15 protein-coding genes are annotated in these 16,130 nt (G+C 31.1%); 10 read left to right on the top strand and 5 right to left on the bottom strand.

The genetic code is table 11. The features are described 5' to 3' along the window. The first annotated feature begins 2 nt into the window (after positions 1-2). The 5 genes from RH81_RS08030 to RH81_RS08050 are packed head-to-tail and all read left to right on the top strand — an operon-like array spanning position 3 to position 5,775. Positions 3-1,196: an O-antigen ligase family protein gene (locus RH81_RS08030; protein WP_033959551.1), complete on the top strand. Its 1,194-nt coding sequence runs from the start codon at positions 3-5 to the stop codon at positions 1,194-1,196. Next, positions 1,183-2,109: a hypothetical protein gene (locus RH81_RS08035; protein ID WP_033959560.1), complete on the top strand. Its 927-nt coding sequence runs from the start codon at positions 1,183-1,185 to the stop codon at positions 2,107-2,109. Before RH81_RS08030 ends, RH81_RS08035 begins: the two co-directional genes overlap by 14 nt. 6 nt (positions 2,110-2,115) lie before the next feature. Next, on the top strand, positions 2,116-3,423 hold the full coding sequence (locus tag RH81_RS08040) for a UDP-glucose dehydrogenase family protein (RefSeq protein WP_033959561.1): 1,308 nt from the start codon (positions 2,116-2,118) through the stop codon (positions 3,421-3,423). A gap of 2 nt (positions 3,424-3,425) precedes the next feature. Continuing rightward, the gene (locus RH81_RS08045) at positions 3,426-4,415 is read left to right on the top strand and encodes a UDP-glucuronic acid decarboxylase family protein (protein ID WP_033959562.1); all 990 of its coding nucleotides are present in this window, start codon (positions 3,426-3,428) and stop codon (positions 4,413-4,415) included. Position 4,416: 1 nt separating this feature from the next. Continuing rightward, entirely contained in the window at positions 4,417-5,775 is a 1,359-nt protein-coding gene (locus RH81_RS08050; protein ID WP_033959571.1) for an undecaprenyl-phosphate glucose phosphotransferase, read from the top strand. Here RH81_RS08050 and RH81_RS08055 read toward each other — a convergent pair. Next, positions 5,772-6,932 (bottom strand): glycosyltransferase family 4 protein, encoded by a 1,161-nt coding sequence (locus RH81_RS08055; RefSeq protein WP_033959582.1) that lies wholly within the window; start codon positions 6,930-6,932, stop codon positions 5,772-5,774. The two genes, RH81_RS08050 and RH81_RS08055, sit on opposite strands and share 4 nt — an antisense overlap. After that, positions 6,932-8,251 carry a phenylacetate--CoA ligase family protein gene (locus tag RH81_RS08060; protein WP_033959584.1) on the bottom strand — a complete coding sequence of 440 codons (1,320 nt, stop codon included), beginning with the start codon at positions 8,249-8,251 and terminating at the stop codon, positions 6,932-6,934. The genes RH81_RS08055 and RH81_RS08060 overlap by 1 nt, the downstream gene beginning before the upstream one ends. 84 nt (positions 8,252-8,335) lie before the next feature. Between RH81_RS08060 and purD the strand changes: the two genes are divergently transcribed. Then, positions 8,336-9,607, top strand: a complete 1,272-nt coding sequence (gene purD / locus RH81_RS08065; RefSeq protein ID WP_033959585.1) for a phosphoribosylamine--glycine ligase — start codon at positions 8,336-8,338, stop codon at positions 9,605-9,607. Here the strand turns inward: purD and RH81_RS08070 are convergent. After that, the gene (locus tag RH81_RS08070; protein WP_033959587.1) at positions 9,602-9,829 is read right to left on the bottom strand and encodes a DUF6341 family protein; all 228 of its coding nucleotides are present in this window, start codon (positions 9,827-9,829) and stop codon (positions 9,602-9,604) included. The two genes, purD and RH81_RS08070, sit on opposite strands and share 6 nt — an antisense overlap. A 127-nt stretch (positions 9,830-9,956) precedes the next feature. Here RH81_RS08070 and RH81_RS08075 point away from each other — a divergent pair, with 127 nt between their 5' ends. Continuing rightward, positions 9,957-10,880: a DUF6427 family protein gene (locus RH81_RS08075; protein ID WP_033959590.1), complete on the top strand. Its 924-nt coding sequence runs from the start codon at positions 9,957-9,959 to the stop codon at positions 10,878-10,880. Here RH81_RS08075 and upp read toward each other — a convergent pair. Next, entirely contained in the window at positions 10,869-11,528 is a 660-nt protein-coding gene (upp, locus tag RH81_RS08080) for a uracil phosphoribosyltransferase (protein WP_033959592.1), read from the bottom strand. The genes RH81_RS08075 and upp overlap by 12 nt on opposite strands. A gap of 66 nt (positions 11,529-11,594) precedes the next feature. Here upp and RH81_RS08085 point away from each other — a divergent pair, with 66 nt between their 5' ends. Continuing rightward, positions 11,595-12,203 (top strand): DUF4254 domain-containing protein, encoded by a 609-nt coding sequence (locus RH81_RS08085; RefSeq protein WP_033959595.1) that lies wholly within the window; start codon positions 11,595-11,597, stop codon positions 12,201-12,203. Positions 12,204-12,251: 48 nt separating this feature from the next. Further along, positions 12,252-13,271, top strand: coding sequence for a glycosyltransferase family 9 protein (locus RH81_RS08090; RefSeq protein ID WP_052172471.1), 1,020 nt, complete (start codon positions 12,252-12,254; stop codon positions 13,269-13,271). Positions 13,272-13,476: 205 nt separating this feature from the next. On the opposite strand, the gene RH81_RS08095 is transcribed toward RH81_RS08090, so the two are convergent. Then, positions 13,477-14,532, bottom strand: a complete 1,056-nt coding sequence (locus RH81_RS08095) for a ferredoxin--NADP reductase (protein ID WP_033959600.1) — start codon at positions 14,530-14,532, stop codon at positions 13,477-13,479. Between the two features lie 103 nt (positions 14,533-14,635). Here RH81_RS08095 and RH81_RS08100 point away from each other — a divergent pair, with 103 nt between their 5' ends. Beyond that, a complete protein-coding gene (locus RH81_RS08100; RefSeq protein ID WP_033959602.1) occupies positions 14,636-16,111 on the top strand; it encodes a DUF5687 family protein in 1,476 nt (491 codons plus the stop codon). Positions 16,112-16,130: the final 19 nt, after the last annotated feature.

A 16,130-nucleotide genomic window follows, 5' to 3' on the forward strand; every position in this document is an offset into this window, starting at 1 on the left:
AGATGCTGAAAGAATCTAGCGTAATATTAAAAGAAACGATACATAAAAAGGACATGTCTTTTTTTGTGTTTACACTTTCAATACTTCTTTTGCCACTGTCTATAAATCTGAGCACATTTACATTTGTTTTATCAATTGCTTTAAAACTCATTCAGGTTGCGTTAAAAAGAGATAAACTTTTTGCAACTAAAGCCTTAAAACACTCATCAATAATTGGCCTTTGTTTCTTTACATTCATTGAGATAAATTCAATTTTGCAGTCAGACATCTATTATAATTTTTTCCATTTTGAAAAGCAATACATGCACTTTGCATTATTCTTTCTAACACCTATACTTTTAAGAAATAAGAGAGAAAATAAAATTCTTATTTATGCACTTTTTTTGGGAGTTGCCATATCTATTCTTTACGTATTTTTTTCGGCGGTATTATATAATTTGACCTTTGATAAGTACGCTTTTGAAAACCTTCTTGATTTGCACCACACCTATTTATCGATGTTTGTACTTACATTTGTGAATTATAGTGTGGTACAAATATTTATAAGAAAATCAAACGCCAATATAGCCTTAAAAGCACTGTATGTGTTTTTAGCAGCCCTTTCACTTGGTTTAATGTATTTGCTCGATAGTAAAGTGTCCATGTTTGTTTTTTTATTTTTATTTTTAATTCACTCACTACCTGAATTATCTAAAAAAAACACCGGCTATTATATCTTTTTCTTAGTTTTAATCCTTTTCGTAATATCTGCTTTCATTAATAAAGTCAATGTAAATTATGAAAGGGCTTTAGATTTTAGACTTCAAATCTGGGAAGTGTCTTTTCAAGTTTTTGAAAACAATCCTATTTTTGGAAACCTCACGCTCTCTGAAAAAGACCTATTAAATTACAATCATTTTATAAACGGAAAATATTATTATTTAGACTCAGACTTAAATAGTCATAATCAATTTTTATCTATTTTAATGAGGTTTGGAGTTTTTGGTTTTCTAGTTTTGTTTTTATTCGTTATTAATGTTTTTAGAAAAGTTAACCCTCGAACAAAAAGACTTGACATTAGAGAAGGTTTTGGTTTTTTTGTAATAATCTTAATGGTCTTTTATATTGAAAACATACTAGACAGACATCATGGAATTGTATATACAACTCTCTTTTATAACTACTATTTAGTTGCTTTAGAAAATGCAGAAAGTTAGATCAATATTTATATTTGTCATAGTTCAGGTTCTCTTTATCCAACAATATAGAGCACAAGAGGCCGAAACTGTTATTGAATCAGATTTCGTAATACGAGATTTTGAGGTTTTTAAGGACTCTATTTTTTACATAAAAAAAAGAAATGCGTTTCTCTTTGATATTAAAACTAAATCGTCAAAGAATTATTTTATTGGAGGTTATGGGCTAAAAATAAAAGCGAAAGAAAACTCCAATACTATTATTACCGTTGCCAATGAATTAGTAGACACTGTATCAAGTGTAAGAGTTTATAATAAAAAACTAGGAGAATTTGAAGCTGAATTTTTCTACAAAAAAGGGAAAATACTTGATTTCTTACTTCTCGAAGAAGCAAAACTATTCGTTTTAAGTCTCACTACAAATAAAATCATATTCATAGACTATAAAGACAGGCCTGAATACTATAAAACCATAGAAATAAATTTAAATTCTTTATCTAGAAAATTACTTTATAAAGACAATATGCTTTATTTTGCAACGGACAATGGAAATATATATAAATACGATTTTTTAAACTATAAAAAAACATTAATTCATAATGGTAATAATGTTATAACCGAGTTTACTTTAGTCAATGAGATACTACTTTACACAACAATTAAAGGAGACATTTTTAAAATAAACCTTGCAACGAATGAGAAGGCCAAAATTAAAATTGACAATAATTTTATAAGCACCTTTTTAAATTTTAATGACAAGCTAATTTGCGGAAGCTGGAACGGTAAAATATATGTTTTAGACATTAATAATTTTACAATTAATCAAGAATTCAACTTTCATAAAAGAGCTGTTATTAGTATTAAGAAAGACGAAAACAATAATATATATTCAAGTAGTTTAGATCAAACTATTAAGAAGTGGAAATTTAATTAGTAAAGCATGAAAATATCAGTAATAGGAACAGGATATGTTGGATTAGTAACAGGTACTTGTTTGGCCGAAACAGGCAATGAAGTCTTATGTATAGACATAGACACTAACAAGGTTAAACAAATGCAAGACGGGAAAGTTCCTATCTATGAACCGCACTTGGATGTATTATTTGAAAGAAACATAAAAGCGAATAGGCTTAAATTTTCTACTTCGTTAACGGAGGGTTTAGATCATGGAGATATTATATTTTTAGCTTTACCTACACCAGAAGATGATGATGGTTCTGCTGATTTATCTTATGTTTTAGGTGTAGCAAAAGAAATCGGGAAGTATATAAAAGACTACAAAGTAATAGTCGATAAAAGTACAGTTCCAGTTGGGACTTCAGATAAAGTAAGGGCTGCAATTTCTAATGAAACTGATGTTGAATTTGATGTTGTTTCGAATCCAGAGTTTTTACGTGAAGGTTTTGCAGTAGATGATTTTTTAAAACCCGAACGAATTGTTATTGGCTCAAATTCAGAGAGAGCAACAAAATTAATGAACAAACTATATAAACCTTTTGTGCGATCTGGAAATCCAATTTTAATTATGGATGAACGTTCTGCAGAGCTTACAAAATATGCTGCAAATTCTTTTTTAGCTGCCAAGATTACCTTTATGAATGAGATAGCTAATTTTTGTGAAAAAGTTGGTGCTAATGTAGATATGGTAAGAATCGGAATGGGTACTGATTCTAGAATAGGTAAGCGCTTTTTATTTCCTGGTATAGGATATGGAGGTTCTTGCTTTCCTAAAGATGTAAAAGCATTATATAAATCAGGAAAAGAAAGCAATCATGATTTCGAAATTTTAAGTTCAGTTATTAAAGTCAATAGTAAGCAAAAAACAATTCTAATTCCGAAAATAGTATCTCATTACAACGATGATTTAGAAGGAAAAACCTTTGCAATTTGGGGACTAGCCTTTAAACCTGAAACAGATGATATTAGAGAGGCTCCTGCATTGTATATGATTGATGAGTTAATGAAGAGAGGAGCTAAAATCAATGTTTTTGACCCTGAAGCTATGCCAAATGTTAAAAGGAAATATGGAGATAAATTGAATTATTCAGATAACATGTATGATGCGATTATGGGAGTAGACGCTTTGATTATTTGTACAGAATGGAGTATATTTAGAACACCAGATTTTTCAAAGTTGAAGGAGAATATGGTTGAATCTATAATTTTTGATGGCCGAAATCTTTATGATATAAATGATATTAAAAACGAAGGTTTTAATTATGTGTCAATAGGAAGAAAAAGCATATAAAAATGAAAAAAAAGGTACTTATAACAGGAGCTGCAGGTTTTTTAGGTTCACATTTATGTGATAGGTTTTTAGCAGAGGGTTTTAGTGTTATTGGAATGGATAACTTTATAACAGGTGATCCTAAAAACATTAAACAACTTAAAGACCATCCTGATTTTGAGTTTATTGAGCATGATGTTACAAAACATATCACTATTGAAGGAGAGTTGCATTATATACTTCATTTTGCATCTCCAGCAAGCCCAATAGATTATTTAAAAATACCAATACAAACACTTAAGGTGGGTTCATTAGGAACGCATAACCTTCTAGGTTTGGCAAAAGCAAAGAACGCAAGGTTGCTAATTGCATCGACTTCTGAAGTTTATGGAGACCCACTAGTGCATCCTCAAACCGAAGATTACTACGGCAATGTTAATACCATTGGCCCAAGAGGTGTTTATGATGAAGCAAAACGTTTTCAAGAATCCATTACTATGGCTTATCATAGATTTCATGGTGTTGAAACAAGAATCGTTCGTATTTTCAATACTTATGGTCCTAGAATGCGTCTAAATGATGGAAGAGTTATTCCTGCATTTATGGGACAAGCTTTAAGAGGAGAGGATCTTACCGTTTTTGGAGATGGTTCACAGACACGTTCATTTTGTTATGTAGATGATCAAGTTGAAGGAATTTTTAAATTACTCTTTAGTGATTACGTGTATCCTGTTAATATTGGTAATCCAAACGAAATTTCAATATCAGATTTTGCTGAAGAAATTATTAAGTTAACTAATACAGATCAAAAGGTAATCTATAAAGATTTACCGGTTAATGATCCAATGCAAAGAAAACCAGACATTACTTTAGCTAGAAAACTATTGCAATGGGAGCCTAAAGTTCAGAGAGCTGAAGGCATGAAAAAAACATACGACTACTTTAAAGGATTATCACGTGATGAGTTATATAAAAGCGAACACAGAGATTTTTCTAAACATATAAAAACATAAGTTGAGCTTATTTAAACAAGGAAGATATTCGGGTTATTTACGTCCAATTTCATACTTAATTGATTTAAGTATTATTAATGGGTTAGCCATCCTTTATTTTTTTAAGGATATAGACCCTAAAATGTTTATCCTTTTTGTTTCGGTTTCTTGGATTATACTCTCAATATACTCTGGCTTTTATGGAGTATATAGATATACCAGAGAGGTTACTATTTTCTCTTTAGCACTTAGGCAGATGGTGCTATTTACTTTAGTTGTTTTCGCTTTTGCAGGATTTTATCATGACTTAGACATATACCCAATTACCGTCTTTAATTATGTTTTGGTTAGTTTTTTAGGAATCATATTTTTTAAATTTGCATTGTATTATTTGCTTCAAAAGTATAGAGTTTCTTTTGGTGGTAATTATAGAAAAACCGTCATTTTTGGTGTCAACAAGAAAACTTTAGCATTAGAGAATTTTTTTAATAAAAACCCTGAATACGGATATATTCACAAAAAAACATTCAACTTTAAAGACAAAAAAGCAATAAACCTTGATAGTTGTTTTCAATTTATAAAAGAGGAAGCTGTAGATGAGATTTACTGTTCAATATCTGAACTTACAAATAATCAAATAAATGAGATTGCAGATTTTGCAGATAACAACTTGAAAATTTTAAAGTTTTTACCAGATAGTAAAGAGATATACTCAAAAAAATTAAAATATGAGTATTACGATTATATACCAATTTTAACATTAAGAGATATTCCTCTGGAAGAGTCTTTTAACATGGTTATAAAAAGAACCTTTGATATTATTTTTTCAAGTCTAGTTATTATATTTTTACTTTCGTGGTTAACTCCTTTAATAGCTATCTTAATAAAGCTTGAATCTAAAGGACCTGTATTCTTTAAACAATCTAGAAATGGATTTAACTACAAAGAATTTGATTGCTATAAGTTTAGGTCTATGACGCCTAATAAAGATGCTCATTTGTATCAGGCAACTAGAGGAGATAACAGGATTACTAAAATAGGTAGGATTATTAGAAAGACGAGTATTGACGAATTACCACAGTTTTTTAATGTGCTTTTTGGAGACATGTCTGTGGTTGGACCACGGCCTCATATGGTAAGTCATACTAATATGTACGCCAAAAAAATAGATAAGTTTATGGTGCGTCATTTTGTGAAGCCAGGCATTACTGGGCTTGCACAAATAAGTGGATTTAGAGGAGAGGTAGAGTCTGATAAAGATATTATTGGCCGTGTTAAATATGATATTTTTTACATAGAAAACTGGTCCTTGATATTAGATCTTAAAATTATTATCAAAACCTTTGTAAATGCAATTAAAGGAGAAGATAAGGCTTACTAAATTTTTTCTTTTAATCTCGTTAGTTGAGAACTAAAATCAAATTTTTTCTTACCATTTATCATAATCTTGTGACGTAATTCTTGAGACAGTATTTGACCGTCAATAGATGCAATAATAGAATTTAAATCCGCATAGTTTCCTGCCTCTGCAACCCAACCCAATTCATGCGTTTTTATTATAGATTCACCTTCGCCTCCACCAAAATATAACATCGGTAAACCTAACTTAGCGTATTCAAAAATTTTAGAAGGCACTGACCCGTAAATCCTCTTTAACAGAGGTATAATTGTAATGTCATATTGTAAAAGAACTTCATGTAATTCCATTCTTGAAACCTGACCATGGTATACAACTGGTAATTCAGGATGATTCGAAATATAAGTTTCAATTTTTAATTGTTCAGCTCCAGAGCCGTAAATATGAAGTTCAATATTACTGTATTCTAATTCTTGACACAATTTGTAGATGCCCTGAGCTATTCCAAGTAATCCTGCATAAACGATTTTTAATCTTCCATCTGTTGGATTGTAATTCAATTCAGGACTTTTAAAATCTGGATAGTTACGATATAAAAAGGTTTCCTTTTCAGAACAAATAGATTTAACATGCGTTAATATCTCTATACTTTGCCCTAAAACCAAATCGGCTCTTCTGTAATTAAAATGCTCAATACGTTCAAGCATTTTATAACTAAAATTCTTTTTTAAAGCGCCTAATTCAAAACCTGCAATAGGCCAGAGGTCACTTACATTTAAAATGAGCCGACGTTTCTTAGATTTAAGGAACAGCATGCAAGTAAAGGCAACCAATAGAGGTGGAGATTGTACAATCACGGTTTTAGGAATTTTGTTCCACATAAAAAACCACAGCAAACTAAAACTGTACGACAGCATAGCGATTAATCGTAATAATTTGTTTTTTGAATTACTAGCATAAATCCAAAGTCTATGGATTAAAATTCCATTCTCTGTTGAGGTGTGTTTAAACTTACCTTTATAATCTTTAAAGATTTCTCCTGTTGGATAGTTTGGTAAAGGAGTCAATACCGAAACATTGAAGTCGTGTCCTTTTAGGCCTTCGGCTAAATGAAAAATTCTGTTAGAAGCAGCACCAGTTTCAGGTGGAAAATAGCTTGTAATAATAAGCAAATTCTTCATTAAAAGTCTTGTTTTATTTGCGATGTGAATTGTTTTAACTTCCCACTTTTAGATCGCTTTAGTTTTATTTCTCGTTTAAAAAAGATTTTTATTCCAGGTTCTAAATAACGCTCCATTTCATTTTTTATAATGTCCATTTTTTCCTTTGATAATTCATCATCACTGGAATATATAATATTGAACGTATCTTTTTCTAATTGTTCAATAACAAACTCTTTTACATTGCCATCATCTTCAATAAGGGTTTTGGTTATATAGTAAAATGTTAATCCAGCAGCTTTTTTTCCGCTTGGTAAAATAGCAATATCATTAGTACGACCAATTAGTTTTTCAAGAATTGGTTTCTTAAATGTACTTGCTTTTGACAGTATGCCAACGTCACCAATATCATAACGAATAAACGGATGTGCTTTGTTATACAAAGACGTAATTACAACTCGACCTTCTTCACCATTAGGTAAAGGTTTATTGTTTTCGTCTAAAATCTCAACTAACAAGGTTTCACTATTCACTTGCCATTCATCTTCTTTGTTTTGAAACGCAATTAAATCAAGTTCAGATGCTCCGTATTCGTTAACTATAGCCACTCCCAAATATTTTTCTAGTAGTTTTTTGTCGTTTTCAAATAACATTTCCGAAGTTACAATACACGCACTTAAACTGGGACATATTTCTTTTAAAACGATCTCTTTTCGCTTTAAAAACTTTGCAAATTGAACAATAGCGCTAGTATAACCGTTTATATATTTAAAAGGAATGGTTTTAAATTTTTTTAGAAGGTTCTCAAATGCAATATCACTCAAGTCAAATACCGAAAAACGTAAGCGATTACTCAAAACATCTTTAAATCGTTCTTTATAATATCCCTTTTTGTCTAATGGAATACCATAAAAACGGGCTTGTTTTGAACTATTAAAGTCTAGGTCAAACCAACTAAACCTATCTTGAATAACCGCCCATGTTAATGCATGACAGAATTTGTCTTTAGCAAAAATAAAAGGATCACCAGACGAGCCAGAAGTTTTGTTTATATAAACATTAGATTTTGTGTACCCTTTAGATAATCGTTGATCTAGTGATTGCTGCAAATCGGATTTAGTCATGATTGGAACCGAATTCCAATCGTCCAGTTCTATCGATTCTCCCATTGATTTATAAAAGGAGGTATTTTGTAAATGATACAATACAATAGCATCTCTTTGCTCCTTTACATAGTTCTCAAAACCAACAGCATCTTTATCTTGAATTTTTGACAAAGCCAACTTAGCTTTACCAAGAGGAAAGCCATTCATTTTTAAAGAAAAATCAAATAAACGCAAGATTTTAGAATACAATTAAGGTTTGTGTAAATTAATTATTTTTTCAAGTTAAAACCAATTATTTTTGTGCAAACAACAGATTACATGAACATTTTAATTCTTGGCTCTGGCGGAAGAGAACATACTTTTGCTTGGAAAATTGCTCAAAGCCCTTTATGCGACTCACTTTATGTTGCACCAGGTAATTCAGGAACGACTGAAATAGCGCAAAATATAGACATCAAGGTTACAGATTTTGAAGCTATTAAAACGGTAGTTTTAGCTAACAAAATAAACATGGTTGTTGTTGGACCTGAAGATCCATTAGTAGAAGGCATTCATGATTTCTTTTTAAATGACACATTACTTAAGCACGTTTCTGTTATTGGCCCACAAAAAGCTGCGGCAGAATTAGAGGGAAGTAAGGAGTTTGCTAAAGAATTTTTATATAGACATAATATCCCAACTGCTGCATACCAAAGTTTCAATGCTTCAAATGTTGAAGAGGGTTACACTTTTTTAGAGACGCTAAAGCCTCCTTATGTTTTAAAAGCAGACGGACTAGCAGCTGGCAAAGGTGTTTTAATTCTTAATGATTTAAACGAGGCAAAAGCTGAACTTAAAAGCATGCTAGTTGATGCTAAGTTTGGAATGGCTAGTGCTAAAGTGGTTATCGAAGAATTTCTAGATGGAATAGAGCTTAGCTGTTTTGTCTTAACAGATGGGAAACACTATAAAATTCTACCCACTGCTAAAGACTACAAACGCATAGGTGAAGGTGATACTGGTTTAAACACAGGCGGAATGGGAGCTGTTTCTCCAGTGCCATTTGCTACAGAATCATTTTTAGACAAAATAGAAGAACGTGTAGTTAAGCCAACAATTGAAGGACTTCAAAAGGATAATTTACCATATAAAGGATTTGTATTTATAGGCTTAATAAAAGTAGGAGATGATCCAAAAGTAATTGAATACAATGTTAGAATGGGTGATCCCGAAACCGAAGTGGTTTTGCCTAGATTAAAAACAGACTTAGTAGAGATTTTTAAAGCCATTTCTGAGGAACGTCTTGATGAAATTAATCTAGAATTAGACGAAAGAGCCGCAACGACAGTGATGCTAGTTTCTGGAGGTTATCCAGAAGCTTATGAGAAAGGAAAAGAAATATCTGGTTTAGAAAACATATCTGATTCTCTTGTATTTCATGCTGGAGCAACCATAAAAAATGAAAAGGTAGTCACATCAGGTGGACGTGTTATGGCTATTACTTCTTTTGGAAACACGTATGAAGAAGCCATAAAAAAATCCTATCAAAATATAAATAAATTACATTTTGATAAGATGTATTATCGTCAGGATATCGGATTCGATTTATAAATAAGAGTGTGATGTAATGCTCTTATCTTCTTCTCCGTTTGCACTGTGTTTTTTCAATTGTAGCATCCAATAAGTAAAGGCAACTAAACCAATAACAATAAATATCCAAGACAGGAAGTTTGCTGACCACCAGCTTTCTAATTCAAGTGCTCTTAGAGCATCAAATGGAGCGAATAAAACGTTTACAAATAAATCCGCTATAGCGTAAAAAAAGTCTTTCATTAGTCTAAAAATTAATACTGTTGTAGGTTTAAATTATATCTTTACAGTACAAAATTACGTTTTTTCAATTTAAAACTGAAAAAATCTATAAATATTAGTGTTGTCTTTTTACTTTTTAACTTAATTAATGATCTCAAGTTTTTTTAGTCAGTCAAAACCCATAAACTTCGTAGTAATAAGTGTAATGCTTCTTGTTATTTTTGTTATTACAAAGTATATGACACTTGGGCTTGAGTTAGATGCATTTTTAATCACAAAACAAATCCTTCTTTTTGGAGTATGTTTGCTTTCCGTTTTTGTGTTTGATTTTCTGGTAAATAAAAACAACCTCACTAAGAAAAACAGTTATAAAATCTTATTGTTTATTTTATTTATAGCTGTATTACCACAAACACTGCTTAATTCCGAAACACTTATTGCTAACCTTTTTATTCTCTTTGCGCTAAGACGTATAATTAGTTTAAGATCAAAAAAAGAAATTAAAAAGAAACTCTTTGATGCTTCTTTCTGGATAACAGTTGCTTCGCTATTATTCTTTTGGTCAGCTTTATTTTTTGTTCTGATTATTGCCGCATTAATAGTCTATTCCATAACAGATTTAAAAAACTGGCTGATACCAATAATGGGAATTTTAGCCGTAGCCATAATAGGCGCATCTTACATGATTTTAATGAATATTGATATCTATAGTTTCTTTAATAACCTAGTTGATGTGAGTTTCGATTTTAGCTCATTAAATTCTAAGCGCATTATCATTGGATCTACTATTTTGCTATCTTTTGGAGTATGGTCTCTTTTTTATTACATTAAAAATATTAAGTCTAAAACTAAAAGTTTAAGACCTTCATTTTCATTAATTGTTTTTGCAGCAATAATCGGATTAGTAATTATTATAATATCTCCAGAAAAGAACGGAAGTGAGTTTATTTTTCTTTTTGCGCCTTTGGCAATTATAATGACTAATTATTTAGAAGTAATTTCTGAAAAATGGTTTAAAGAAAGCTTGCTTTGGATATTACTACTAACTCCAATCATTACATTATTGTTGTAGTTTTTTACCAAAAGCTAAATCACCTGCATCTCCAAGGCCAGGAACAATATATCCTTTATCATTAAGTTGCTCATCAATAGTTGCTATCCATAGATGGGATGAATCACCAAAGTGTGAGTTAACAAAATCTACACCAGCTTGTGCTCCAATTACACTTACCAGATGAATTTCTTTAGGAGTTCCAAAAGGCTTTAAAGCTTCAAAAGTAGCCACCATAGATTGCCCTGTAGCTAACATTGGATCGGCTAGGATTAAAGTCTTCCCGTTTAAATCAGGACAAGCGAGATATTCCACTACAATCTCAAATGTTTCAGGATTATGTTTGTGATGCCTGTATGCTGAAATAAAGGCGTTTTCTGCATCATCAAAATAATTTAATAAACCATTATGCAAAGGCACACCAGCTCTTAAAATTGAACATAACACAATTTCATTTTGATAGATACTTGTTGCCTTCTCTCCTAAAGGAGTTTGAATAGTTTTGGCCTTGAAATCCAAAGTTTTACTCATTTCATAACACAAGACTTCGCCTATGCGTTCTATATTTCTTCTAAAACGCATTCGGTCTTGCTGAATAGTTACATCTCTTATTTCAGCAATAAAAGAATTTAAAATAGAATTTAACTCGGATAGATTATGAATGTGCATAGTGTGGTTTTTATGGGAGATAAAGTTAATAATTACTTCTATATTTGTAGTCTAAATTGACACATTATGTTTTCGGAAAAAGCAAATAAGATATTTCAAGAGGTAATTGAAAAGTACCATATTATTAATACTGTTGATCAATCATTTACAAATGTATATGATAAAGACTCTAATCTATTAGAACATTTACTATATAGAAAATGTTGGATAGATACTGTACAATGGCATTATGAAGACATTATTCGCGACCCTCAAATAGACCCAGTTGCTGCCTTAAAATTGAAACGTCAAATAGACGCTTCTAATCAAGACAGAACAGATATGGTTGAATTTATTGATAGTTATTTTCTTGAAAAACATAAAAATGTAGCTGCTAAAGCAGATGCAACGATCAATACAGAAAGTCCTGCTTGGGGAATTGATAGATTATCAATTTTGGCACTTAAAGTTTATCACATGAATGAAGAAGCAACTCGTGAAAATGCTTCAGATTCTCATAAGGCAGCTTGCCAATTGAAGTTGGATATTTTATTAGATCAACGTGTTGATTTGTCAACAGCTATAGATACACTTTTGGACGATGTTAGTAAAGGTGATAAGTATATGAAAGTATACAAGCAAATGAAAATGTATAACGACGACGAGTTGAATCCAGTACTACGTTCGCAAAAATAGTGAGTTGTCAACCTGAACTTAATTCAGGATCTCACCTAAAATATTGAGATGTCAAAACCCGAACACATCCTTGTCATTCGTCTCTCTGCAATGGGTGACGTTGCCATGACTGTTCCTGTGTTAAGGGCATTAACCAACCAATATCCAGATTTAAAACTTACGGTTTTAACTAAAGCTTTTTTTAAACCTTTGTTTAGAGATATAGCTAATGTTTCTGTTTACGAAGCAGACATAAAAGGCGATCACAAAGGCATCTTTGGCTTGTATAAACTTTCAAGATTACTTAAGAAAACTGGTTTTGAAAGTGTTGCAGATTTACATAATATATTACGAAGTAACCTATTGAAATTCTTTTTCTTCGGAAAGAAAGTCATACAAATTGATAAGGGTAGAGCAGAGAAAAAGGCATTAACTTCCGGTAAAATATTTGAACAATTAAAAACGACACATCAACGCTATGCTGATGTTTTTGAACATTTAGGGTATCCAATTGATTTATCAAATCGAATAACACCCAAACACTTAAAACTAAATGCAAATGCCATTCAGTTAATTGGGAATGATTCTAAACCACTTTTTGGTATTGCACCTTTTGCGGCATTTAAAGGCAAGGCTTATCCTTTATCTCAAATGCAAATAGTTATTGAAGCACTTTCAAAAGGAAATAAGGTTTTGCTATTTGGAGCTAAAGGAAATGAAGCCAATCAACTTCAAGGTATAGCAGACAAGAATGATAACGTTGTCAACCTAGCAGGAAAACTAGGTCTTAATGATGAATTAGATGTCATTTCAAACTTAGAGTTGATGATATCTATGGATTCTGGAAACGCGCATTTAGCTGCAATGCAAGGCGTGAAGGTTTTGACGATTTGGGGAGTTACGCATCCTTATGCAGGCTTTTACCCATTTCATCAAGATGAATCAAATGCGATATTAGCAGACAGAAATCAATTTCCTAATATTCCAACTTCGGTATATGGCAACATATTTCCAGAAGGTTACGATGCTGTTTTTAGTACTATTTCTCCAGAAAAAATTCTTAATAAAATAGATACCATTCTTAAATAAAAAAAGCCTTACTCTTTAGAGTAAGGCTCTGATTAAGAACTCTTAGATAATCCCAAATGAAAATAGCGTCCTAAATCTTTGGCTAAGATATTTTGTTTAAATTTCAGCATCAAATGTTTGTAGGAATAACTTCCGTATATTCGACGAAAAGCTTATTAATCAAGCTTAAAGGCAAAATTATCAGATAAAACTCAATTCCAACAAATTAAACATCGTCGTAATCTACTGTGATTTTTTCGGTAGTGGGTTGTGCTTGGCACGTTAAAATTAAACCTTCAGCTAATTCACCATCTGTAAGAATATTATTTTGTCTCATTTTAGCCTCGCCTTCCGTAACTCTTGCAATGCAACTGCTACAAATTCCGCCTTGACAAGAATATGGAGCATCTATATCTTTATCTAGAGCCGCTTCAAGGATGGTTTGTTTTTGTGGCATTTCAAATGATGTTGTTTCATCATCTAGAATCACAGTAACTTTTGTGCTGCCACTAGCGATTTCTCCAGTATCTATAATTGCAGGTTTTGAAGCTTTAAAAAGTTCATAAAAAATAGTATCTGTTTTGATCTCGTGTTCTTCCAACACATCTTTTACTGTATTAATCATCCCTTCTTGACCACAGAGATAAAAGGCGTCAATATCAAGATGTTTGTATTTGTTTTTTACGACAAGATTAACAGTGCTTTTCTCAATTCTTCCAAATATAGCATCGTTTTCTTGAGCTTGACTAAATACAAATTGAATAGAAAATCGATTACTGTATTCATGTTGTAGTTGTAATAATTCATCTAAAAACATAGTGTCTTTAGTTGTTTTATTTCCATAAACCAGAACAACATTACTTTGTACCTCTTCTTCTAAAGCACATTTTATAATACTTAACACAGGAGTAATTCCACTACCAGAAGCAAACGCAGCAATATGTTTTGTTTTAGAATCATTCGGTTCAAAAACAAAGTGACCATTTGGAGTAGCGACCTCTAAAACATCGCCTACTTTAAGTTCTTTATTGGCATAAGATGAAAATGTACCGTCTGTAACTTCTTTAATCGCAACTTTTAGCTCGCCACTCTTTGGAGATGAGCAAAGCGAATAATCTCGCCTAATTTCATTGCCATTTATTGTGGTTCTTAGAGTTATATATTGACCAGCTTTAAAAGCAAAATCAGTTCTTAAATGCTGTGGGATTTCAAAACTAATAGCTACAGATTTATCTGTAATTCGTTCTAAGCTTTGTATCTTGAGTGAGTGAAACTTTGACATAAAAATATTTTTATCAAAAATAAGAAATCGAATACTGAATTTGGTTTTGTTTGTAACAAAAAGTGTATTAATATTACTAACCCTTGTAATACAACCAAAAATTATGATTAAACGTTTTTTAAGTTTAGAGTGGAAACAATTTAGAAGAGCTTCTTATTTTCAAAAAGGGGTTGCCATAAAAATATTACTTTTTCTGGCGGTTTTATATTTTGGAGGAATTGCAATTTTTATTGGAGGTATAATGTTCTTTGGACTTAAAAAAACATTTCCAGATATAGATCCAATAGTTATGGTAAATAATTATTTAGTCTATTGGGTATTATTTGAATTAATGATTAGATATTTTATGCAGCAACTACCTGTAATGAATATTAAACCATTAATGATTATTCCTATAAAACGAAATTCTGTAATTCACTATTTATTAGGAAAAACAACACTATCGTTTTTCAATTTTATTTCACCATTATTATTTCTTCCTTTTACTATTGTATTATTATTTCAAGGTTATCCAGTTGTTAATGTGATTTTATGGTTTTTTGCTTTAATGTGTATTACCTTGTCTATTAACTTTCTGAATTTTTTAGTCAATAAAAGCAATACAGTTTTTTATGGTATTGCATCTGCAGTGATTGCAATTGTAGCATTAAGGTACTTTAACATTTTTGATATAACAGAACCAGTAGGGAAAATCTTTAATGGATTATATAATCAGCCTTATTTAGCAATTATCCCATTACTTATGATGATAGGATTATATAAAGCGAATTTTGATTTTATTAGAAAAGGGTTTTATTTGGATGGAGCAATTTCTAAAAAGGTAAAAGAAGTAAATGCTACTGATTTATCCTGGATGGATCGTTTTGGAAGTGTTGCACCTTTTCTGAAAAATGACATAAAAATGATAACACGTAACGCAAGACCAAAACAAGTGGTGTTAATGTCATTTTTCTTTTTGTTTTATGGTTTATTCTTTTTTACTCAAAAAATGTACATTGAAGAAATGCCATACTTACTCGGTTTTGCTTCAATATTTATAACAGGAGGATTTCTTTTAAGCTTCGGTCAATTGGTGCCTTCTTGGGATAGTGAATATTATAAATTACTAATGAGTCAAAATATTCCATATCGCCAATATTTAGAATCTAAATGGTATTTAATGGTTTTTGCCGTAATTGTAGCATTTATTTTAAGCACACCATACTTGTATTTTGGGCTGGATATTTATTTAATAATAGCAGCTGGAGCATTATTTAATATAGGATTAAACACATTCATCACTTTATTTGGAGGTGCCTTAAACAGAGTTCCAATAGAATTAGACACAAAGGCAAAAGCCTTTAGTAATACCAATGGTTTTAATCCAACACAATTGCTTATTGCATTGCCAAAAATGATATTGCCAATAATAATCTTTTTTATACCATATCATTTTATCAGCTTTAATGCTGGACTAGTTGCATTAGCATTATCTGGTGTTATAGGGATTTTATTTAAAAACTTTTTCTTAAATCAAATCGAGCAGGTTTATCAAAAAGGGAAATACAAAACTATAGCTGCATTTAGCGAAAAAAAATAATTAGAATATAAAGACAGAA

It is taken from the genome of Psychroserpens jangbogonensis (assembly GCF_000797465.1).
In the GTDB taxonomy this organism is placed as follows: Bacteria; Bacteroidota; Bacteroidia; order Flavobacteriales; family Flavobacteriaceae; genus Psychroserpens; species Psychroserpens jangbogonensis.